This window comes from Spartinivicinus marinus (assembly GCF_026309355.1).
Taxonomy (GTDB): domain Bacteria; phylum Pseudomonadota; class Gammaproteobacteria; order Pseudomonadales; family Zooshikellaceae; genus Spartinivicinus; species Spartinivicinus marinus.
Map to the genome: position 1 here is coordinate 2,446,699 of NZ_JAPJZK010000001.1, position 20,757 is coordinate 2,467,455.

Here is a 20,757-nt window from a genome sequence, read left to right on the forward strand (position 1 = left end):
GGATAAATTTTTTATTATCAAACAAAGGATAAGCTTGTGACAAACAAGTCGGCAGTTGCCGAAAAGCTGGGGAGCTACTTAGAAAAGTACCAAACTTGTCGCGCTCACACCTGGGTATTGTGTGAACCTCTAGAGCAAGATGACTATAACTTACAAGCAATTGCGGAAACGAGCCCAATCAAATGGCATCTAGCTCATACCACATGGTTCTTTGAAACATTCATTCTTGCTAAGTTGGAAGACAACTTTAAACCTTTTCATCCAGCCTTTCATCATTTATTTAATTCCTACTATAATGGGGTAGGCAAACCCTTTATCAGATGCAACCGACATTTACTTTCCAGGCCAACAGTAGATACAGTTTACTCATATCGAGAGTATGTCGATGAAAAAATAAAAAATTTGCTCAAACATAACAGTAAACTATCTGATCACCAACGAGAGTGGTTACTGTTCAGGTTGGCTCTGGGTATCCATCATGAGCAGCAGCACCAAGAACTGATATTAACCGATTTAAAATACAATTTTTTTCAAAACCCATTATTACCACGTTATCAAACAAAAATACCGAAAATTAACCATAACATTACCAATCCACCTCTTCGATTTATTGAGTTTCCTGGAGGAAAAACTACCATCGGTTATGAGGATAAGGGTTTTAGCTTTGATAATGAAAAACCCCATCATGAAATATCGTTACCCTCATTTTCCTTTGCCAACCGGCTGGTATTAAACCATGAATACCTTGAATTTATTGAAGATAAAGGTTACCAAAAACCAGGGCTTTGGTTGTCTGATGGCTGGGAGTCTATTTGCCGCAGCGGCATAAATAAACCACTATATTGGTTTCAAAAAAATCATGAGTGGTATGAATACACCTTATATGGCAGCATGCCACTCAGTTTGGAAAGCCCTGTTTGCCATATTAGTTATTATGAAGCTGATGCTTATGCCCGCTGGGCTGGACACCGTTTACCAACTGAGCAAGAATGGGAATTTGTGGCGAAACGGTACAGCCACTTGGTAGATGGCTCTCCCCACCCTCCTTATCATCCATTACCTCAAATAAACAACTATGAAATAAACCACCTATTTAATCACGGCTGGCAATGGACCTTATCAGCATACTTGCCTTACCCTAAATTTAAGCCATTTATAGATGAAGTTGGTGAATATAATGGCAAGTTTATGTGCAACCAAATGGTATTACGTGGTGGTTCATGCTTAACTCCCCATGACCATATTCGGCCAACTTATCGCAATTTTTTCTATCCTAAAGATCGCTGGCAAATGACTGGCATTAGACTAGCAAGTTAAAGGATTAACCCCCCATGTCTACTAATACAGTTTTTTTCTATGATCGTTTAGTAAATGATCATAATACTAATGAAGAAATTTTACAGGATTTAATGACTTATCCAAAAGCTATTAAACCCAAATATTTCTATGATAAAAAAGGCTCTCAACTATTTGATAAAATTACTCAAGCAACTGAATACTATGTAACCAGAACTGAACTAAGTATTTTAAAAGATAATGCTGAATCCATTGCCCATGCAGTAGGAGATCATACTCTATTAGTTGAATATGGTAGTGGAAGTAGCGAAAAAATCCGGGTGCTGTTAGAAGCAGTACAACCAAAAGCTTATATGCCACTGGATATATCCAAAGCTCATCTATTAAATTCAGCTCAAAAACTTGCTGACGACTACCCTTGGCTAGAGATACATGCCGCCTGTTTAGACTATAGCCGGCAACTAACCCTGCCAAACACAGAGTATAATCATAAAGTAGGCTTTTTTCCCGGTTCAAGTTTAGGCAACTTTGAGCCCGAAGAAGCTACACTGTTTCTAAAACGCCTAAAACAACAACTAGGGGACGATAGTGGTTTGATTATTGGTATAGATTTAGTAAAACCAGTTGAAATATTGAATAAAGCTTATAATGATAGCCAAGGCATTACTGCTGAGTTTAATAAAAATGTCTTGCTACACCTAAACAGACTGATAAATGCTAATTTTAATCCTGAGCTTTTTTCTCACAAAGCTTTTTTTAATAAAGAAAAAAAACGTGTTGAGATGCATTTAATCAGCATGGTAGACCAAATTATTAGCATCAATAACCAAAAAATACGGTTAGCAAAAAACGAATCTATTCATACAGAAAACTCATACAAATATACAACAGCAGACTTTATCAGCTTAGCTCATAGTGCTGGATTAGCTTGCACTCAACGATGGGTAGATGATAATGAATGGTTTGCTATTTTCTATGTAGAGTAAAGGATTCAACAGTTGCTATTAAAAAATTATTTATAAAATAATGCCGCATAGAAAATATGCGGCATTTATAAGCAGTCTAATATTTAGCTCACTATGATCAGGAAGCTATTATGCAGTCTGCATATGTTGTTGCACGTGGTTTGCCAAGTTATAAAGTGAGTCAACACGGCTGTGAATGGTATCAGCTATATCTTGCTTTTGAAACTCAGATAAATGATGCAGCTTATCCAGCCTTAATAAGTTTAAATGTAAGCAAGGGTTCTGAGAGCGAAACTCTCTCAAATCACCATTGACTAAAACAGGCAAAAATTGATGTCCTTTTTTCTTCAGAAACTCATTAAGCACTTCTAGTCCCTGAATTAAAGGATATATCTTCTGCTGCTGTTTTATTGGTAAAACCATATATAATTTTTTAGTTTTATTCACTGTATTGGCAACTAGCATAATGTTAGTTGGCAGAACAGCACTTTCATCAATATGATTGAAAGTATCATGAAAACAATAGAAATTAGGCAGAATTACCAAACCACTGTTGTAGTTGTTTGGAGTAATCACCTCATAGTTAGAGTACAGCTTTGCAACTGTTGGGCTGTACACGCAAAAACAATCAGCAATCAGCTTAAAAAAATCAATTGCTTTTTTGCGATTAAGGATATGATTTAAGTCCCATACTAAGTCTTTGTTATCGACATCCGTATAGCTAACCATATATTCACCCTGCTTCCTGCCATTAAAAGAAACTTGTGTTACAAATTAAACAACAAATCAACAGTATTTAGAAACATCATTATTTCAAAATTGTTAACTACTCATTAATATAATGTGACGCAAATCATAATATTTGCGAACAACCCTTAATCAAAATTTCCTTTAAATCAATCATTTGTTTTACATTCACACAGTTTTTAGATTACTATTTATTAAGTAAATAATTCTACCGTGTTTTAGTTATTTGAACAGTCATTTTAATAAAATTTACAGTTGAACTAATAGAGCCAGAACAAGAGCCAAGTTTTCACTACCGTCCATGCTCATATTTAGAAGACAAGAAGAATTATGGCTGGCACATTATGATTCTGAAATTACTTAGTATTTTCAGAAGGTTATAAGCAAACAAGCAGCTCTAATTGGCTTAACAGCTGGCCTCAGTCACTACCTACCTTGTATACTCAAGGCAAGACTTTACACCTGGGCTAAAGCAGGGGGCACGGTATATTGCTAGTTATCGACGATTCAACCTATCGCTCATCAAGCTATAATAGTCGGATTCGATTTTTGGTGATTCACTATACAGCAATTAACTTTGTTAGCTCTGTTGCCGCACTAACCTCAAAAGTTAGCGCTCACTATCTCATTCCTAATTTAACTGACAATAGCTACCCCGAGGCAGAACTACGAGTATTTAAACTGGTTGATGAGTCACAAAGAGCATGGCACGCTGGAGTCAGTGCCTGGGAAGATAGAATTAATATCAATGATCAATCAATAGGCATTGAGATTGTCTATCAACCAGAACAAAGCTCTACTGAAGAAAAGCTACTCTTTCCTGACTATCCAGCAGATCAAATTGAACAATTGATTTTATTATGCAAGGACATACTGCAACGCCATCCCGATATCACTCCTACCCGGGTAATTGGTCACTCTGATATTGCTCCAGCTAGAAAAGCTGACCCAGGGCCTAAGTTTCCATGGCAACGTTTGTATTCAGAGGGAGTTGGAGCATGGTATGACACAGCAACGCTTGATTATTATCGAAACCAGTTTAGAAAAACCCTGCCCCCTATTCATGAAATACAGCAACAGCTTAAATCCTATGGCTATCCGATCCAACTAACAGGCAAACAAGATAAACAGACACTACAAGTGGTGAAAGCATTTCAAATGCATTTTAATCCTGCATCCTATACAGGGTGCTTAGATGCAAAAACAGTTGCCGCCATTTATGCATTAGTAAATAAATACTGTCAGCCTTCTTAGCTTAATTATTATGCTAATTATTAGAAGCTATATCCGTATAATTTCGAATCAAATTCTGGTAGGCAAGCGATTTTTGTAAACGAAACAAAGCAATATTAATTAACTCAACATCTTCTTTAGATACAGAGCGCTTACTAAATAATAAGTGAATACTATTATCATGCACTACCAAAGGGTGAAACTCAAACTTGCCAACCAACTTCATTTGACGAGTTAAAAAAGTTGCCGCTACTTGATCATCAATAACAGCCATTAGTCGACCAGCTTCCAGTAGCTTCATCCGCTGCTCTGGACTAGTGGTTAAATGGATTTTTGGCTTAAACTGTTTATCTTCAAGTAACTTTTGAAATTCTGGGCCATAATAAGCACCATTACTGGCACCAATTTTGACGTCATATTTATTGAATAACTCAAGTAAGCTTTTAGCGGGATATTTTGCAGCTTCTCCTTTACGGAAAATAAGCAACATTACCTCACGTCGATAAGGATCAGAAAAGTATCCATATTTTTGCCGCTCTTCGGTGATCGAAGCGGCAGTGACCATATCAACTTTTCCTTCTTTAAGCAGCTGCAATGCTCTTCTACCAGGAATTTCCTGTAAACTGTAAGGACAACCTGCCGCCTTAAGTAACAGGTCCATAATAATAGCATCTAACCCATCAGGTTTACCTTTACCAACCATCATGAAAAATGGTTCCCATTTATTCCAGGCCACATTAACTTGCTTTGAACAGGCGAAAACATTTATCGCTGTTGAGAGCATAAGGAATAAAACAAGAAAAACCTGATGCCGCTTTTTCATAACAAGCCCCAGATAGAAACACTCAATTTAAGGTAAGCTTATATGATATAGCGGAAACTACCACTTATTTGCTTTTGAAGAAGGGCTTTCGTTTTTCAATAAATGCTTTCATTCCTTCTTTTTGATCTTCGGTAGCAAATAACGCATGAAATGTTCGTCTCTCAAATAAAATCCCTTCTCTCAAACTACATTCTAAAGCCCGTTCAACAGCTTCTCTCGCCACCATAACGGCAGGTTTACCATAAGCAGCTATCGCTTCTGCAGCAGCAATTGTTTCACTCAATAATTTATCGTCAGGAATAATCCGTGCTACCAGTCCAGCACGTTCTGCTTCATCCGCCTCCATCAAACGACCTGTTAAAATCATATCCATAGCTTTGGCTTTACCAACCAGTTTAGTAAGTCGCTGAGATCCTCCTATACCGGGTATCACTCCTAACTTAATTTCTGGCTGGCCAAACTTAGCTGACTCTGCCGCAAAAATCATGTCACACATCATAGCCAATTCACACCCACCACCTAATGCATAACCTGATACTGCAGCAATCTTCGGTGTTCGTAATGCAGCAAAACCATCCCAGCCAGCAAAATAATCCTGATAAAACATATCCATATAAGTTTGGTTGGCCATTTCCTTAATATCAGCTCCTGCTGCGAATACTTTTTCTGAGCCGGTTATGATAAAACACCCTACATCAGGGTCTTGATCTAAAGGTTGTAAAGTAGTCACCATTTCTTCCATGACATCTGAATTTAATGCATTCAGTGATTTAGGGCGATTTAGTTTAACAATAACAACCTGACCTTTGCGCTCAACTAAAATACTCATAAATACCTCATTAATTAAAATTTGTAAATTAAGTCATAAATTAAGGTTGTAATTTATGAGTCCCAAATTGCACCATAAGCAGGGATACCTCGAATCTCTAAACCATGAACAACCTGATAGGTAAGCTTTTGATTTGATATAATAATGACTGCCTCAGCATTAAAATAGCGATATGCCAAATATGCCAGTTTTACCATATCAGGTTTACCGCTTTCAGTTGTATCCCAAATCGTTGCATTAGGTTCTACAGCCAGTATTTCATCTACCAATGCATCGCCATAAGTCTCGCGAGGGCTTCTTGTTGACCAGACTAAGTGGGCTGGCACTTCTTGTGCTAATAAATGAGGTAAACATGGTCCAATACCACTGCCTGTTGCCACATATACAACACGTTTAAATAGTTTCTCAATATTGGCTACACCTGCCGTAGGAATACCTTTTACCCACACATGACTTGGGGGACTATCAATAAATGCACCGGTCCAATCACCTGCACGTGAAATCGTTAGTCGATACCCTTCCTCACCTGGTTTTGGCACATTAGCAAATGCATGCCACTCTGCTAGTGGATTTAAGCTAATAGTCATTGAGGAACCAGGAAAAGGAGTCACACCATAATTAAATTTTGCAAGCGCAACATGTGATGAGGGAGTTTCTATCTCAACTGGTACTTTTCTTAACCTAAGCCAGGGAATAATTATGCTGACACTGACTATGACCAACAACCAAAAACCAAGGCTAGAAAATAAAGCGTTGGATAAAGTACTATCTCCTTTTTGATCGTTTATAAAAACGACCGTCTGCATCCAAAACATTAGTAATGCAGTCCAACCACCAAAACGATGGATTAGCTCGAAATTATTATGAAAACGGGCACGATTTGCAGGCAAGGCCATCACAACTATTAATAACAGCACTGCTAATAATGCATAGGTAATTACCACCGAACCTAAAGATATACCTGGCAGTCCATTAGCATATTGATAGGTAATAGAGCCAGCAAACACTGCAAACCAGGCTGTGGCTGCTACCGCACAACCACTATGAAAACCACCAAAATGGTAGACTTTACCTAAAGTCCAACGTACTGATAATGGCCAACTTGTGGGGGCTAGGGTAGCAAGCCAAAATAAGAAATTAATTATATACTGTTGTCGCATAACAATGGCAACTGTCATATTAATAACAACAATATTGGCAATTGCACCAAGTACAATTCCTTCACTTCCCCACCAGTTATACTGAGTTATTCCTAAAAAAAACACCCCTAAATTAACAAGCGCCACCAAACAAACAAGACGATTGTAGTGCATTAAGTGCTCATGCTTTCCTAGCTGCCGTAATGGCCCTGTTTTTTTAGGTAACTTTACACTGGGTAACTTAATCTTCGATGCATCTACAGGCTGATTAGCTGAATGTCCTCTTGTAAGAGTAGACTTTACCGCAACTTTATTTAATTTTTTATTTTTTACTGCTTGTCGTTTAACAGTTCTCTTAGATATCTGCTTAGTTTTTGCTGGCTGTTTAATCTGCTCTGCAACTGGTAGTTTTAAGCTTGCAACATTACCCATTATGATGTCTCCCTAATTATGACAGGCTGAAGCTCTTTCGCTAATTGCAATTCTCCTTCTTGCTTATAATGTTGCTGAGCGATTTTTAACAACTCTCTTTTATCAACTTTTCCACGACTGGTTCTGGGTAGTGTCTCCATGGCAACTATAAATGTAGGGATACAATAGTATGGCAAAGACTCTGCTACAGCCTGTTTGGCTGCTGCCACATCAACCGTACTTGGACTAACAAACGCCACCAAATTACGACTATCAAATTTAAGTGCAACAGCCTGATTACAGCCAGACACTTTTTCCAATACTGCAGACACAGAATCAAGCTCTACTCGAAAACCTCTAATTTTTACTTGGTCATCGACCCTACCAAAATGCTCCAACTCACCATTTTTAGTCCAGCGACCTAAGTCTCTGGTACGAAACATCATTCTGCCATTACCAAGAAAAGGATCTGGAGCATATCGCTCTTTATTTAATTTTGAATTATCAAGATAGCCTGCTGTAACACAATCGCCTCCTGCCCACATCTCTCCTACTTCACCAATAGCACAAGGCTTCATATCTTTATCAAGAATATAAACCGTGTTATTTGGTGTAGGCTTACCAATGGTTAGCTGCTCCGACTCACTATGATAATGCTGAACAGTATTAACAATCGTGGTTTCTGTAGGGCCGCAAGAATTATGGAATTTACAAAATGAAGCCCATTTATCAGCAAGCGGTTTAGGGCAAGGCTCACCAGCAACAGCAGCAATTTTAACATTACGACAATCCTCAGCATCAAGCGAACCAAGCACTGATGGTGTTGCTATTACTACATCAGCCTGCTGTACTGCCTGTTGAATATCTTTGCCCCTAATAATCAAAGTTGCTCCATGAGTTAAACAACCAAATATTTCCCAGGCAGCCATATCAAATGCAATATTTAAAATTTGCGCTACTTTCATACCCGGCTGAATACCAAGCCCACCAGGTTCAGTTAGAATAATATTACATACATTACCATGTGTAACTTGTACACCATTGGGTTTACCTGTCGTACCAGAAGTAAACAAGATAAAACAAGTGTCCTTATTGTTCACATACGATACAGGATTTTTATCTGCTTCTTCACTTAACGGTTGTTGCATTATTTCATCGATAGCAATGCAGGTATGGCCTTCTGGCACAGGAATAATATTTTTAAATTTTTCTAATGTTAAAATTACTTTTGTATCAGCTGTATTAATAACATGCTTTAACTGTGACTCTGGTGCCACCCCAACATGTTGCGGTACATAAGCGGCTCCCAGTTTTAACGTAGCTAAAATACCTACCAGCATAGGTATAGAACGCTGCAAAAAAAGTGCGACATTATCGCCTCTTTTAACCCCTAAGCTTTTGAGGTGTTCCGCGAGTCGATTCGCTTGGCGGTTTAGCGTTTGATAGGTAATCGATTCATCTGATTGTTTAGCAGCTGTAGCATTTGGCTGTGAAACAGCGTACATTTCAAATGCGTGGTGAATAGCATTATGATGGACTAGCTCTACAGGCCCCTGGCCAAACTGCTCAAACAATATCTGATCAGCAGACGACAACTGACTTATTGATTTCTCAATAAAATGTTGTTTCAGCTTTGGGTTAATAAGCCCTTTTACCTGCTTAGCATGGTTATTGTTAGTGACAGATGAATTACTGTAGTCTAGTACTCTGGATAGTTTGGTAATAGTGTTTTCAATATTTTGCTCTTCATCATCAGTTTGTTTGACTATATTAATTACAACATCAAGAGTGTTTTGACTTCTCATCAACTCACTCTCCGCACCTTTTAATTTATCGTTTACATCACACAACCTTGCTTCCATTGCACCAATTTTATTTTCCAAATGAGCAATAATTTCAGATGAGTCCTCACAAATTTGATGAATAATTTTTTTATACAACTCATTTGACATCACACTATTGTTTATTGAATTGCCAACAAGTTCGGTATCCTTTTCGTCATTTTTTATAGGATTATTTTTCAACCATACTGTAATTAGTGTGCGAGGATCACTATAATTCAACTGTTCCTTTAATGAGTAACCGGTTACCACCTTTCCTTTTTCTTTAATTCTTAGACCTGCTTTCACAACTTGTTCAACATTCATAACAATACACCTGATTATTGAGAATAGACAGCATCACCACACAGAAAACACTGAGCAATATAATTTTTGCTTTTTTTACATGATCATTTTTTGTTATTTTTACGCAACAAATACAAATTTATTTTGAGCAAACACTATGTGTTTTATACAACTCTTTATCTATGCAAATAGGATAAATAACCAGGGTGCAACTCATGCTCACCCATCATTGCTTTTATTAAGTAACCCCAATTAACAACCGACATTTTTATTTTATTTATAGAACCACCGCAAAGACTATTCTTATAACAAAGTCTTTCCATAGCGAAAAAATACAACTTCAATAAGTACGGCAATTAACCTTTTCAAAAAGTTAATTTGATTTTTATTAATCTAAAACCAAATATGCTTATTCACCTCCTTACCTATAAAAATGAAACTACAAATATATTATTTCATTTTTATTACAAATCATGGCTTCAATTATTAAGAACTATGAGCATCATTTTTTAACTAACCTAACGTTCAGAAAGATACCTTAAATAGAACATCTATCAAACAATCTTGTTTCACTAGATAGTTAAAAATGAGACCTTCATTCGAAAGAAAAAAGACTGTGTGACTTGCTCTATAAATTTGATAGAACTGTTTCTTTTATAAAGAAATTTAAACGCAATAACACTTGAATGAGAGCCAAACTTAGCTTGAGACGTAGTACTAAAATAGAGTACTTAAGAAAAAAGGAAGGAGACGGCTTTTCACTAACTGCAGAAACTTCAGGATGGCTAGTATGTCAAAAGTGACAACTAGAGTGATGATGTTCAGAAGAGCTTAAAAATAAGAACCCCAGCAAAAATATTGCCAGGGTTGTGCCAACTTACTGTTACGCGATTAATTTATATACTTTATTCTGAGTTCTGTGTACTCAAATGATTTAGCATAGACTCGCTATACCAGTCGACAAAATTAATAACGCCAAATTCATACGTTTTTGAGTAAGGGCCTGGCTCATAAGCCATAGAGTTAATCCCTGACTGGTTATCCTCCGCTAGTTTCCTATCTTGAGCGTTAGTAGCATCCCAAACCTTTCTTAGGTTTTCTACATCGTAGTCAACCCCTTCCACAGCATCTTTGTGAACCAGCCATTTGGTAGTTACTAGTGTTTCTTGTGGGCTAAGAGGCGTGACAATAAAGGCGATCAAATGATCACCCATGGCATGGTTCCATGAGTTAGGCAAATGCAAAATTCGCATTGAGCCCAAGTCAGGGCTTTTAATACGCCCCATTAGCTTTTTACATCCTTGCTTACCATTCATGGTCATGGAGACAGTTCCCTCCATTAATGGCATTCTCACAATTCGGTTTCTTAACCCATGAGACACATGTTGATGAGGAATTTTTTCTGCATCCCAATCCGCTTGTTTACGAGCAACATGAGCTTTGAATTCATTCGAGGCACGAGGGTCTGTAGTGTCATCCCATTCTAATAAGCTGTTTAACAGCTCTGGGTGAGAACCATTACAGTGATAGCACTCACGATTATTCTCAAGAACTAGTTTCCAATTCGCTTTTTCAACAATATTGGATTCAACCGCTACTTTTGCGTTATCTAAGTCATAGGGCTCTAGGTAATGAGCCAAGTCTTTTAAGAAAGGTTCAATCTCAGGTGGATTTTCTGCTAACGAAATAAAAACATAACCACCTGCGGTTTTGACATGAACAGGCTTCAATGAAAAGTTGCTCTTACAGAAGTCATCCCCCATTTCTGTGCCAGCAAAAATGAGTTGCCCATCTAATTCATAAGTCCACTGATGATAAGGACAAACTAGCTTCGCAACCTTACCTTTCGGCTGCAAACACACTTTAGAGCCCCGATGCCTACAAACATTATGAAATGCCTGTATTTCATTATGCTGATTTCTTACCACTATTATTGGGTTGCTGCCTATATCAACCGTAATAAAATTGCCTTTCGCGGGTAGTTCGCAAGTTAAACCAACAAATAACCATTCTTTACAGTAAATTTCCTCCATATCAATTTGGAAAAGCAGAGGGTCATTGTAAAAGGGTTGGGGTAAGGAATAAGTTGGGTTACGATCTTGCAACATTTTGGCAACATCCTGGCGGCTAATACCAGAGCTAGAAAGTTGCTTAATATCAATCAAGTTACCCATAGTGATACCTCATCATTAATTGTTATATACACGGCAACATTTGTAGGCTAGATCGTCCGTAATGTTTGAATACCTCTAACTGATTATCAGTACTTTGCTTATCTGTGCTTTGCGCCATATTACGATTGCCTAAAGCAATAGAGGTACACTTTTTATATTGCAGGCATTCTGATTAATAACCCCTCTACCCACATAGTTAAAAGCGACTTAGCAGAAGCAGGTTTCCGACGTTATTAGGGCAAGGGCTAACTACCGGCTGCAAAAACTATTTGTAGGTCGTTTTTAGATAATCCCCTATCCATCCCCTGACCCAAAATCCAGTTAAATCATAAATAGCCACGCTTACCTGCCAAAGCACTCAGTGGCTAACCAAAAAATAATAGCCAAACGGAAGAGAGCAGTGACATGACCCAGACCTTCGCCAATCCAGCAACATCAGATGTATGGCAGCCAGGTAGCACATTAAATGTGCGTTGTGTGGCTGTGATTCCAGAAACTCATGATGTGATGTCATTTTGGTTTCAGGCTGATAAGCCAATGCTATTTCATTTCAAGCCTGGGCAGTTTGTGACATTAAATCTAACGATCAATGGTAAGCCTGTGCAACGCTGCTACACCATTGTGACTGCACCTTCTCGCCCTTATTGCTTTGCTATTGCAGTTAAGCGAGTACCCAATGGTTATGTCTCAAACTGGCTACACGATAATTTAAGTGTGGGAGATACTCTTGATATTCAGGGCCCAGCCGGTATTTTTACCAGCATTGATTACTCTGCCGAAAAAGTACTGCTACTGTCAGGTGGTGTAGGTATTACTCCCGTTATGTCGATGGCTCGTTGGTGGGCTGACACCATGGCAAATGTCGACATGGTTTTTATCCATAGCGCCAGAACCCCAGACGATATTCTCTTTATTGAAGAACTCACCCGGCTGGATGCAGTTATGTCCAATTTTAAGCTGGTTGTTATTTGCGAAAAAATTGAGCCAGGCCAAAGCTGGTTTGGCTACCGCGGCTTCTTACATTCCAATATTCTTGATGCAACCACCCCAGACCTGCTAGAGCGTGAGGTTTTCTGTTGTGGCCCCGGCCCCTATATGGCTGCTGTCCAGCAAATGTTACAAGAAGTTGGTTTCGATATGAGTCGATACCACGAAGAAAGCTTTATCACTACACCAGAAGAAAACCCTGAAGACGCAGCTAACTATGTAGAAGTCACATACGACGAATCAGAACTTATCACTGTTGAATTTGCCGCTACAGGTAAAACGGCAGAGATACTACCAGGCGAAACCATTCACCAAGCTGCAGGTAAAGTGGGCTTACACATGCCCAGGGCTTGCGGTATGGGGCTTTGTGGTACCTGCAAAGTGTTGAAGAAGTCTGGTGAGGTTTCAATGAATCACAGTGGTGGTATTACCGATGAAGATATTGCTGAAGGCTACATTTTAAGCTGTTGCAGTGTACCTACCGGCGATGTTGTCGTCGATTTCTAAACCATTTTATACACAACACCTGTTTTCTATTAAGACTGTGTGAATTAAGCGAGTAGGTAAGTAAAGATATGGAAAAGTACTCAGGTTTTGGCCTGCTCAAGCATGCCTTAAGCTACCACGAAAATTGGCAACGGGTATGGCGCAATCCCACCCCCAAGTCTGATTATGATGTTGTTATTGTTGGCGGTGGTGGTCATGGTTTAGCAACCGCTTATTACCTTGCCAAAGAGTGTGGTATCACTAATGTAGCCGTTATTGAAAAAGGTTACTTAGGCGGCGGTAACACGGCTCGAAATACCACCATTGTTCGTTCTAATTATTTATGGGATGAAGCTGCACTACTTTATGAGCATGCCTTAAAACTCTGGGAAGGATTATCACAAGACCTGAACTATAACCTGATGTTCAGCCAACGAGGCGTTTTGAACCTTGGCCATACCTTGCAAGATATGCGCGATATTGAGCGTCGGGTTAACGCAAATCGTCTAAACGGTATTGACTCTGAAGTGTTGAATACCCAGCAAGTACAAGAGCTTGTTCCAATTCTTAACTGTTCCTCCAATGCTCGCTACCCAGTATTAGGTGCTTCTTGGCAACCACGAGGCGGTGTTGCCCGTCATGATGCGGTGGCATGGGGCTTTGCAAGAGCAGCCGACGCCTTAGGCGTTGATTTAATTCAGCAAACGGAAGTCACTGGCATCCGCCGACAAAATGGCGCTGTTTGTGGCGTCGAAACCAAGAAAGGCTTTATTGGTGCGAAAAAAGTTGGCTGCGTAGTAGCGGGTAACTCTGGTGTTTTGGCCTCAATGGTAGGCATGCGTTTACCGTTAGAATCCCACCCACTACAAGCTTTAGTATCTGAGCCACTCAAGCCAATCCTTGATACTGTGGTTATGTCCAACCATGTGCACGGTTATGTCAGCCAGTCTGACAAAGGCGACTTGGTTATTGGTGCCGGTATCGATAGCTACAACGGCTATGGTCAGCGCGGTTCTTTTGCCACTATCCAACATACGGTTGCCGCTATTGTTGAAATGTTCCCTATATTTAGCCGGGTTCGAATGAACCGTCACTGGGGTGGCATTGTAGATACCTGCCCTGATGCCTGCCCCATTATCAGTAAAACCCATATTCCTGGTTTGTATTTCAACTGTGGCTGGGGAACTGGTGGCTTTAAGGCAACACCAGGTTCTGGTCATGTATTTGCCCATACCATCGCGAACGATAATCCACACACATTAGCGGCACCATTCAATATCGACCGCTTCTACACTGGCCACTTAATTGATGAACACGGCGCTGCCGGCGTAGCTCACTAGCGGAGGGAACTGAAGATGTTGCAAATACACTGTCCTTATTGCCAGGAAACCCGTGAAGAAGACGAGTTTCACTATGCGGGAGAAGCGCATATTGTCAGGCCAGAAAACCCAGAAGCGCTTTCTGATGAAGAATGGGGAGATTATTTATTCTTCCGTAAAAACCCACGGGGCCTGCATCATGAGCGCTGGTATCACACTGCAGGTTGTCGACGATTTTTTAATGTGACGCGAAATACCGTGACCTATCAAATTCTAGAGAGCTACAAAATGGGGGATAAACCTCAGGTAACAGCAGAGGGAGAGCAGTAGTGAGCCAAGTCAATCGCTTAAATCAGAGCGGCCGAATTAACCGCAACCATCCCATTCGCTTTACCTACAATGGCCAGCAATACCAAGGCTTTGAGGGGGATACCATTGCCTCTGCGTTATTAGCCAATGGGGTAGATATTGTTGGTCGCAGTTTTAAATACAGCCGACCAAGAGGTATTGTCGGCGTAGGCTCTGAAGAGCCAAATGCCATCTTGCAGGTCGGCAGCACTGAAGCTACCAGTATTCCTAATTTAAGAGCCACTCAAACTGAGCTTTATGATGGCTTGGTTTGTGAAAGCGTCAGTGGTTGGCCATCAGCTGAAAATGACGTAATGGGATTAGTGGGTAAGCTGGGGGGGAACATGATGCCTCCCGGTTTTTACTACAAAACTTTTATGTACCCTGAAAGCCAGTGGCTAACCTACGAAAAGTATATTCGTAAAGCGGCTGGGTTAGGCCGAGTCCCACAGGAAACAGATCCTGATCGCTACGATAAAATACACCATCACTGTGATGTATTAATTGTTGGGGGTGGCCCTGCAGGATTAGCCGCAGCTTTAGCTGCTGCACGAGCGGGAGCAAGAGTCATCTTGGCGGACGAGCAGTCTGAGTGGGGAGGCTATCTACTTAATAACACAGAAACGCTTGATGGGCAGCCTGCCAGCCAGTGGGTAAGCAAAGTGATCGGTGAGTTAGGCTCGTTGGCTAATGTTACCTTGCTAAATCGCACCACTGCACTTGGTTATTATGACCACAATCTGGTAGCACTTGTGGAGCGCTGTACTGATCACGTTGGCGAGAATCAGCCTGGTGTTCGACAACGGCTACACAATGTTCGCGCCAACCAAGTTATCCTGGCAGCAGGCGCACAAGAGCGCCCATTAGTATTCGGTAATAATGACCGGCCTGGCTGTATGCTAGCGTCAGCGGTAAATACTTACATCAATCGTTATGGGGTAGTACCCGGCAGCAAGCTGGTGCTAATGACTACCAATGATTATGCCTACCAAACAGCCCTCGACTGGCAAGCTGCTGGTCGAGAAGTAGTTCTGGTTGTTGATACTCGTGCCAACCCTCAAGGTGAATTAGTCAAACAAGCTATCAGTAAAGGCATTCGTGTTCTTACTGGGCATGGTGTAATCAATGTTAAAGGCAGCAAGCGAGTTAAAGCGGTTGAAGTAGCACCATTAAGTGCTGATGGTCAGCAACTGGCAGGCAGTGCTGAGCAATATGAGTGTGACACTGTGGCTAGTTCTGGTGGCTGGAGCCCAATAGTGCACTTAAGCTGTCACACTGGCAGTCGCCCAGTTTGGCGTGATGATGTTGGTGGCTTTGTACCAGGTGAGACCCATCAAGCTCAATGGTGTGTAGGTGGCATCCAGGGTACCTATTCACTGGAGAAAGCACTACAAGAAGGGGCTGATACTGGTCTGCAAGCAGCGGTTGAGTCCGGTTTCGGTAAAGGTGATCAGGCTATAGAGCTGCCTAAAACCAATGAGCCTAATATCGAGCAAGGTCAGCTACTATTCCACATTCCTCATCACCAGCCGCCTAGCCGAGCACCCAAGCAGTTCGTTGACTATCAAACGGATGTCACCGCAGCGGCTATTGAGCTAGCGGCGCGGGAAGGGTTTGAGTCTGTTGAGCACGTCAAACGTTATACTGCCATGGGCTTTGGTACTGACCAAGGTAAATTAGGCAACATCAATGGTATGGCTGTATTAGCTAAGGCATTAGGCAAAACCTTGGCTGAAACAGGCACGACTATATTCCGCCCTTCTTACACCCCCACTACTTTCGGTGCACTCACTGGCCGAGAAGTGGGTGAGCTGTTTGATCCTAAGCGTTACACCGCCATGCATAGCTGGCATGAGGCAAGCGGCGCACTATTTGAGGATGTGGGTCAGTGGAAGCGTCCCTGGTATTACCCCAAACCAGGAGAAACCATGCATGAGGCTGTTGCCCGTGAGTGCCTGGCTACGCGAAATAGTGTGGGTGTTTTAGACGCATCAACACTGGGCAAAATTGATATTCAAGGGCCTGATGCCCGCGAATTCCTCAACCGCATTTACACCAATGCTTGGAGCAAGCTGGCTGTCGGTCGTTGTCGTTACGGCTTAATGCTGAAAGAAGACGGGATGGTGTTCGATGACGGGGTTAATTCCTGCTTGGGTGAAAACCACTTTTTATTAACGACTACTTCTGGTGGTGCTGCTGGCGTATTGGAATGGTTGGAAAACTGGCATCAGACTGAATGGCCTGAGCTGGAGGTTTATTTCAACTCCGTTACCGATCACTGGGCGACTATTTCCATGTCTGGCCCTAACAGCCGCAAAGTGCTGGAGAAAATTTGTAACGACGTTGATCTCTCCAATGAAGCTTTTCCTTTTATGAGCTGGAAAGAAGCAACGGTTGCTGGTGTTAAAGCTAGAGTGTTCCGGATCAGCTTTACTGGCGAATTGTCTTTCGAAATCAACGTGCAAGCTAACTATGGCCATTATGTGTGGGAGCAAGTGATGGCAGCTGGTGCTGAATTCGGCATTACCCCTTACGGCACAGAAACTATGCACGTATTGCGGGCTGAAAAAGGCTTTATTGTTGTTGGCCAGGATACTGATGGCTCCGTCACCCCTTATGACTTAGGGATGGACTGGGCTGTTGGCAAAAATAAGCCTTTCAGTTTCTTAGGTAAACGCTCGATGGATCGTAGTGACTGTATTCGAGCTGATCGCAAACAGTTTGTGGGTCTCAAGCCAAAAGACCCCAATGCAGTTTTACCGGAAGGTGCCCAGCTGGTATTTAACCCCGACCAGCCTAAGCCAATGACGATGGTTGGCCATGTAACCAGTAGCTATCAAAGTGCTTGTCTGGGTTATTCCATGGCATTGGCAGTAGTCAAAGGTGGCCACCAGAAAATGGGCGAAACCATTTTTGCGCCATTGGCAGATGGTCGAGTCATTGAAGCTGAAATTTGTTCACCTATATTTTTAGACCCCAAAGGAGAGCGCCAAAATGTCTAGAGTCGCTGATGATGTATTTAATGACCAGCAATTGGCCGTACGAGCAGAATCACCGCTCCACCACTTGGGCCTACCTGCTAAGCCTGCCAATCAGCCTCAAGGTGGCGTGCAATTAAAAGAGCTAGCATTACAAGGCCACCTTATTTTACGAGGCGATCCTAATAATGAGCTATTTTCCAAGGGGGTGGAAAAAGCCCTTGGAGTAGCATTACCCACCCAGCCTCATCAAAGCAGCCAAAGTAAAACAGCTGTCGTCCAGTGGTTAGGGCCTGATGAGTGGTTAATTTTGGTCGAAGGTGGCACCGAAGCTCAGGTAGAAAAAGAGCTGCATGAACACCTACATGGCCACTATTTAGTTGTCGATGTCAGTGGTGGCCAAACCATTCTTCACTTGTCTGGAACAAATGCTGAGCAGGTATTGCAGAAATCTACTGGATATGACGTGCATTTACGGAATTTTCCAGTAGGTAAAAGTGTGCAAACCACGTTAGCTAAATCCACTGCATTAATCCGCAGAATAGAAACTAATACGTTTGAATTAGTGGTCAGACGTAGCTTCGCTGACTATCTATGGCGGTGGTTGGTCGATGCCAGTGAAGAGTATGGCTTATCGATAGGTGGTTGATTAAGGCTGTCTCAAAAATACTTCAAACTAAATCCCTTCTCCCCCACGACGGGGAGAGGGAGCTAAAGGTGCCACTGCCTAAATCCTCTCTTTATGATACTCACGAAAAAATGCTTTCCATTTGACTGCTTGCAGATTTCCCTTATCTGGTGAAAAATAACCACCCTAATTAGAACATACAACAGTTAATATGTAATATGAGTCGGGTTTCGCAGTCACAGAAAGTAGCTGAGTTTTTAAAAGAAAATCCAGGTGAAAAATTTACTGCCCGGCAGATTGCTGAGGCTATTATTGCACGCTACCCGGAAGACTATTTAGATAAACGCTCTAACCCTCGCTTTAGTGATGAGAAAGCCTTTTTGCAGCAAATTGTGGCTGAGATTGGTGCCCAAAAAGCCAGCATTTTACGTCAAGATAATAAAATCCATTGGCAGGATAAGCCAAGGCCCAGAGTATATTGGTTTGAAGTGAACGCCAACGAAGAGGAAGAAGAACCTGATTGGTCTGACTCAGACTTGGATGACGAAGACGCTGCCATAGAGGTTATCACTCAGCAACAAATATTGGCGGAAGTAGAGCTGTATCCATTACTAGTTCAGTACTTAAAAAGTGAACATCACCTGTATTGCTTACGCATTGATGAGAAGCGTTCTCGAAACAGCCGAGGTAGCGGTGGGAATCACTGGTTACATCCAGACATAGTGGCCATGGAGCCTGTGGCAAAAGGTTGGAATGAACTGGTACAAACCTGTGTTCGGCAAGGTGGCAGCCAGAGTGTTCGGCTTTGGGCTTTTGAGGTAAAACGAGAATTAACCCGAGCTACTGTACGTAAATCATTTTTCCAGGCTGTATCTAACTCCAGCTGGGCCAATGAAGGTTATCTGGTCACTACCAGCATTGCAGATACTTTAGTTGAGCAAGAGCTAAGAATGCTATCGGCTTTACATGGTATAGGCGTTATTTTACTCGTCACTGAAAACCCGTTTGAAAGTGAAATTCTACTACCCGCCAGAGCTAGACCCGAAGTGGACTGGCAATCTGCTAATCGTATTGTTGACGAAAATGAAGATTTTCGCGATTTTATCGAGCAAGTTTCAATGTATTATCAAACAGGAATTTTACGAGCAAGAGATTGGAATAAGATTTAAAATAACAAAAGCTCCTGATATTTTATCTTCAAATACCGGGAGCGCACAGGCATTAAGTGATATTAAAAAACACCTCGAAACACCCCAACACACCAAACTAATGCACTTAAAATTGTACCTATCAATGAAAAATCTAATAAAGTCCGCCAACCCGTTTTCATACTACTGACTATTTGAAAGTCATTAACATAAATTGTTTCACAAGCACCATTACCAGTATCTTCACGGGTAGTACTAGTACCACGCGAACCACCCAGGTGATTTGAATATTTTGATAACCAGCCTTTAATTTTTATTTGATCACCAATTTTTACATCACTAATTGCATCTCGAATTATTTCACTGTCGGTAATTAAATGATTATTTGACAACTCATTATTTTTAAATAATTTATATTGCAAATAATCTTTTGTCTGGTAAAAGCAAGTAAACTCGCCACTCCAAAACTCAAACTTGTTCAAGTCTAATTTTTTAGCATTATCACCCCATACCACACATAAATCTGCAACATTGATATGATCTTGCCAACGCTTATGGGAGCCAAATTGTCCATCATGATGGTTATAGGAAACAACTAAACCAGTGAGTGCATAATCATACAAAGGCTCTACTTTATACAATACATCATTTTTATAAATATTAAATGGTTTTTTATTCGTGCGCTGCTGCTTTGGTGGCTCATTAATATCACTAACCAACTGAAGTTCAGAACGAGGTGCAAAATCATTTCGAAACCAAAAAGCAGTTATTAATAAAACACTACAAATATAAAAAGACCAGTTTATCAACTTATGAGTTGAGCTTTTCGTTCGCATAGGCGTACCTCCTTCCTACCGTCCTGCTTATCTCAAGGATGGATATCCCTGACGAGAGACATATTATGTCAACGCTGTTTAATTTGCAACCATATGAAATAATTTCTCTTTCAAACCGCTCTACATTCAATGAGTTAGAGAGCCTTGCTGACCACTTCTACCTAAGCAAATGGTGCTTTAGAGAATTAAATGAACTTATTCATTGCAACAACCATCATAACTGTTGCTTATAAAACACCTGTTTGACAAACTTACTCAGAAGGATGTTTAACAAGCGTACTTAA

The 20,757-nt window shown here is 40.9% G+C and carries 16 protein-coding genes; 9 read left to right on the plus strand and 7 right to left on the minus strand.

The genetic code is table 11. From position 1 onward, the window contains the following. The first annotated feature begins 36 nt into the window (after positions 1 to 36). The gene (gene egtB, locus OQE68_RS10945) at positions 37 to 1,317 is read left to right on the plus strand and encodes an ergothioneine biosynthesis protein EgtB (protein ID WP_180566593.1); all 1,281 of its coding nucleotides are present in this window, start codon (positions 37 to 39) and stop codon (positions 1,315 to 1,317) included. 14 nt (positions 1,318 to 1,331) lie between these two features. After that, on the plus strand, positions 1,332 to 2,282 hold the full coding sequence (gene egtD, locus OQE68_RS10950) for an L-histidine N(alpha)-methyltransferase (RefSeq protein ID WP_180566594.1): 951 nt from the start codon (positions 1,332 to 1,334) through the stop codon (positions 2,280 to 2,282). A gap of 108 nt (positions 2,283 to 2,390) precedes the next feature. Here the strand turns inward: egtD and OQE68_RS10955 are convergent, their stop codons facing one another. After that, positions 2,391 to 2,990: a hypothetical protein gene (locus tag OQE68_RS10955; protein ID WP_180566595.1), complete on the minus strand. Its 600-nt coding sequence runs from the start codon at positions 2,988 to 2,990 to the stop codon at positions 2,391 to 2,393. Positions 2,991 to 3,497: 507 nt separating this feature from the next. Here OQE68_RS10955 and OQE68_RS10960 point away from each other — a divergent pair. Continuing rightward, positions 3,498 to 4,262 (plus strand): N-acetylmuramoyl-L-alanine amidase, encoded by a 765-nt coding sequence (locus OQE68_RS10960; RefSeq protein WP_180566596.1) that lies wholly within the window; start codon positions 3,498 to 3,500, stop codon positions 4,260 to 4,262. A 13-nt stretch (positions 4,263 to 4,275) separates the two neighbouring features. Here OQE68_RS10960 and OQE68_RS10965 read toward each other — a convergent pair whose 3' ends face one another. From OQE68_RS10965 to gbca, 5 genes are all read right to left on the minus strand, one after another. Beyond that, entirely contained in the window at positions 4,276 to 5,064 is a 789-nt protein-coding gene (locus tag OQE68_RS10965) for a substrate-binding periplasmic protein (protein WP_180566597.1), read from the minus strand. A 64-nt stretch (positions 5,065 to 5,128) separates the two neighbouring features. Beyond that, positions 5,129 to 5,893 carry an enoyl-CoA hydratase gene (locus tag OQE68_RS10970; RefSeq protein WP_180566598.1) on the minus strand — a complete coding sequence of 255 codons (765 nt, stop codon included), beginning with the start codon at positions 5,891 to 5,893 and terminating at the stop codon, positions 5,129 to 5,131. A 53-nt stretch (positions 5,894 to 5,946) separates the two neighbouring features. After that, positions 5,947 to 7,464 carry a ferredoxin reductase domain-containing protein gene (locus tag OQE68_RS10975; protein WP_219339885.1) on the minus strand — a complete coding sequence of 506 codons (1,518 nt, stop codon included), beginning with the start codon at positions 7,462 to 7,464 and terminating at the stop codon, positions 5,947 to 5,949. Then, positions 7,464 to 9,590, minus strand: coding sequence for an amino acid adenylation domain-containing protein (locus tag OQE68_RS10980; RefSeq protein WP_219339886.1), 2,127 nt, complete (start codon positions 9,588 to 9,590; stop codon positions 7,464 to 7,466). Before OQE68_RS10980 ends, OQE68_RS10975 begins: the two co-directional genes overlap by 1 nt. 884 nt (positions 9,591 to 10,474) lie before the next feature. Next, complete coding sequence (gene gbca, locus OQE68_RS10985) at positions 10,475 to 11,743, minus strand: glycine betaine monooxygenase oxygenase subunit (RefSeq protein ID WP_180566599.1); 1,269 nt, start codon at positions 11,741 to 11,743, stop codon at positions 10,475 to 10,477. Between the two features lie 405 nt (positions 11,744 to 12,148). On the opposite strand from gbca, the gene gbcB reads away from it, so the two are divergent. From gbcB to OQE68_RS11015, 6 genes are all read left to right on the plus strand, one after another. Next, positions 12,149 to 13,237, plus strand: a complete 1,089-nt coding sequence (gbcB, locus tag OQE68_RS10990; protein ID WP_180566600.1) for a glycine betaine monooxygenase reductase subunit — start codon at positions 12,149 to 12,151, stop codon at positions 13,235 to 13,237. 68 nt (positions 13,238 to 13,305) lie between these two features. Continuing rightward, positions 13,306 to 14,556: a sarcosine oxidase subunit beta family protein gene (locus tag OQE68_RS10995; RefSeq protein ID WP_180566601.1), complete on the plus strand. Its 1,251-nt coding sequence runs from the start codon at positions 13,306 to 13,308 to the stop codon at positions 14,554 to 14,556. A 15-nt stretch (positions 14,557 to 14,571) separates the two neighbouring features. After that, the gene (locus OQE68_RS11000) at positions 14,572 to 14,865 is read left to right on the plus strand and encodes a sarcosine oxidase subunit delta (protein WP_180566602.1); all 294 of its coding nucleotides are present in this window, start codon (positions 14,572 to 14,574) and stop codon (positions 14,863 to 14,865) included. After that, positions 14,865 to 17,885 carry a sarcosine oxidase subunit alpha gene (locus OQE68_RS11005; protein ID WP_180566603.1) on the plus strand — a complete coding sequence of 1,007 codons (3,021 nt, stop codon included), beginning with the start codon at positions 14,865 to 14,867 and terminating at the stop codon, positions 17,883 to 17,885. Before OQE68_RS11000 ends, OQE68_RS11005 begins: the two co-directional genes overlap by 1 nt. Then, positions 17,878 to 18,510 carry a sarcosine oxidase subunit gamma gene (locus tag OQE68_RS11010; RefSeq protein WP_180566604.1) on the plus strand — a complete coding sequence of 211 codons (633 nt, stop codon included), beginning with the start codon at positions 17,878 to 17,880 and terminating at the stop codon, positions 18,508 to 18,510. The genes OQE68_RS11005 and OQE68_RS11010 overlap by 8 nt, the downstream gene beginning before the upstream one ends. Positions 18,511 to 18,707: 197 nt before the next feature. Beyond that, positions 18,708 to 19,658, plus strand: coding sequence for a COG2958 family protein (locus tag OQE68_RS11015; RefSeq protein ID WP_180566605.1), 951 nt, complete (start codon positions 18,708 to 18,710; stop codon positions 19,656 to 19,658). A 62-nt stretch (positions 19,659 to 19,720) separates the two neighbouring features. On the opposite strand, the gene OQE68_RS11020 is transcribed toward OQE68_RS11015, so the two are convergent. Further along, a complete protein-coding gene (locus tag OQE68_RS11020) occupies positions 19,721 to 20,473 on the minus strand; it encodes a hypothetical protein (protein ID WP_180566606.1) in 753 nt (250 codons plus the stop codon). Positions 20,474 to 20,757: the final 284 nt, after the last annotated feature.

What these genes read in the sequence shown, in the direction of transcription:
- egtD (WP_180566594.1), top strand. Translation starts at nt 1,332, where the DNA reads ATGTCTACTAATACAGTTTTTTTCTATGATCGTTTAGTAAATGATCAT.
- OQE68_RS10955 (WP_180566595.1), bottom strand. Translation starts at nt 2,990, where the DNA reads ATGGTTAGCTATACGGATGTCGATAACAAAGACTTAGTATGGGACTTA.
- OQE68_RS10965 (WP_180566597.1), bottom strand. Translation starts at nt 5,064, where the DNA reads ATGAAAAAGCGGCATCAGGTTTTTCTTGTTTTATTCCTTATGCTCTCA.
- OQE68_RS10970 (WP_180566598.1), bottom strand. Translation starts at nt 5,893, where the DNA reads ATGAGTATTTTAGTTGAGCGCAAAGGTCAGGTTGTTATTGTTAAACTA.
- OQE68_RS10975 (WP_219339885.1), bottom strand. Translation starts at nt 7,464, where the DNA reads ATGGGTAATGTTGCAAGCTTAAAACTACCAGTTGCAGAGCAGATTAAA.
- OQE68_RS10980 (WP_219339886.1), bottom strand. Translation starts at nt 9,590, where the DNA reads ATGAATGTTGAACAAGTTGTGAAAGCAGGTCTAAGAATTAAAGAAAAA.
- gbca (WP_180566599.1), bottom strand. Translation starts at nt 11,743, where the DNA reads ATGGGTAACTTGATTGATATTAAGCAACTTTCTAGCTCTGGTATTAGC.
- gbcB (WP_180566600.1), top strand. Translation starts at nt 12,149, where the DNA reads ATGACCCAGACCTTCGCCAATCCAGCAACATCAGATGTATGGCAGCCA.
- OQE68_RS10995 (WP_180566601.1), top strand. Translation starts at nt 13,306, where the DNA reads ATGGAAAAGTACTCAGGTTTTGGCCTGCTCAAGCATGCCTTAAGCTAC.
- OQE68_RS11000 (WP_180566602.1), top strand. Translation starts at nt 14,572, where the DNA reads ATGTTGCAAATACACTGTCCTTATTGCCAGGAAACCCGTGAAGAAGAC.
- OQE68_RS11010 (WP_180566604.1), top strand. Translation starts at nt 17,878, where the DNA reads ATGTCTAGAGTCGCTGATGATGTATTTAATGACCAGCAATTGGCCGTA.
- OQE68_RS11015 (WP_180566605.1), top strand. Translation starts at nt 18,708, where the DNA reads ATGAGTCGGGTTTCGCAGTCACAGAAAGTAGCTGAGTTTTTAAAAGAA.
- OQE68_RS11020 (WP_180566606.1), bottom strand. Translation starts at nt 20,473, where the DNA reads ATGCGAACGAAAAGCTCAACTCATAAGTTGATAAACTGGTCTTTTTAT.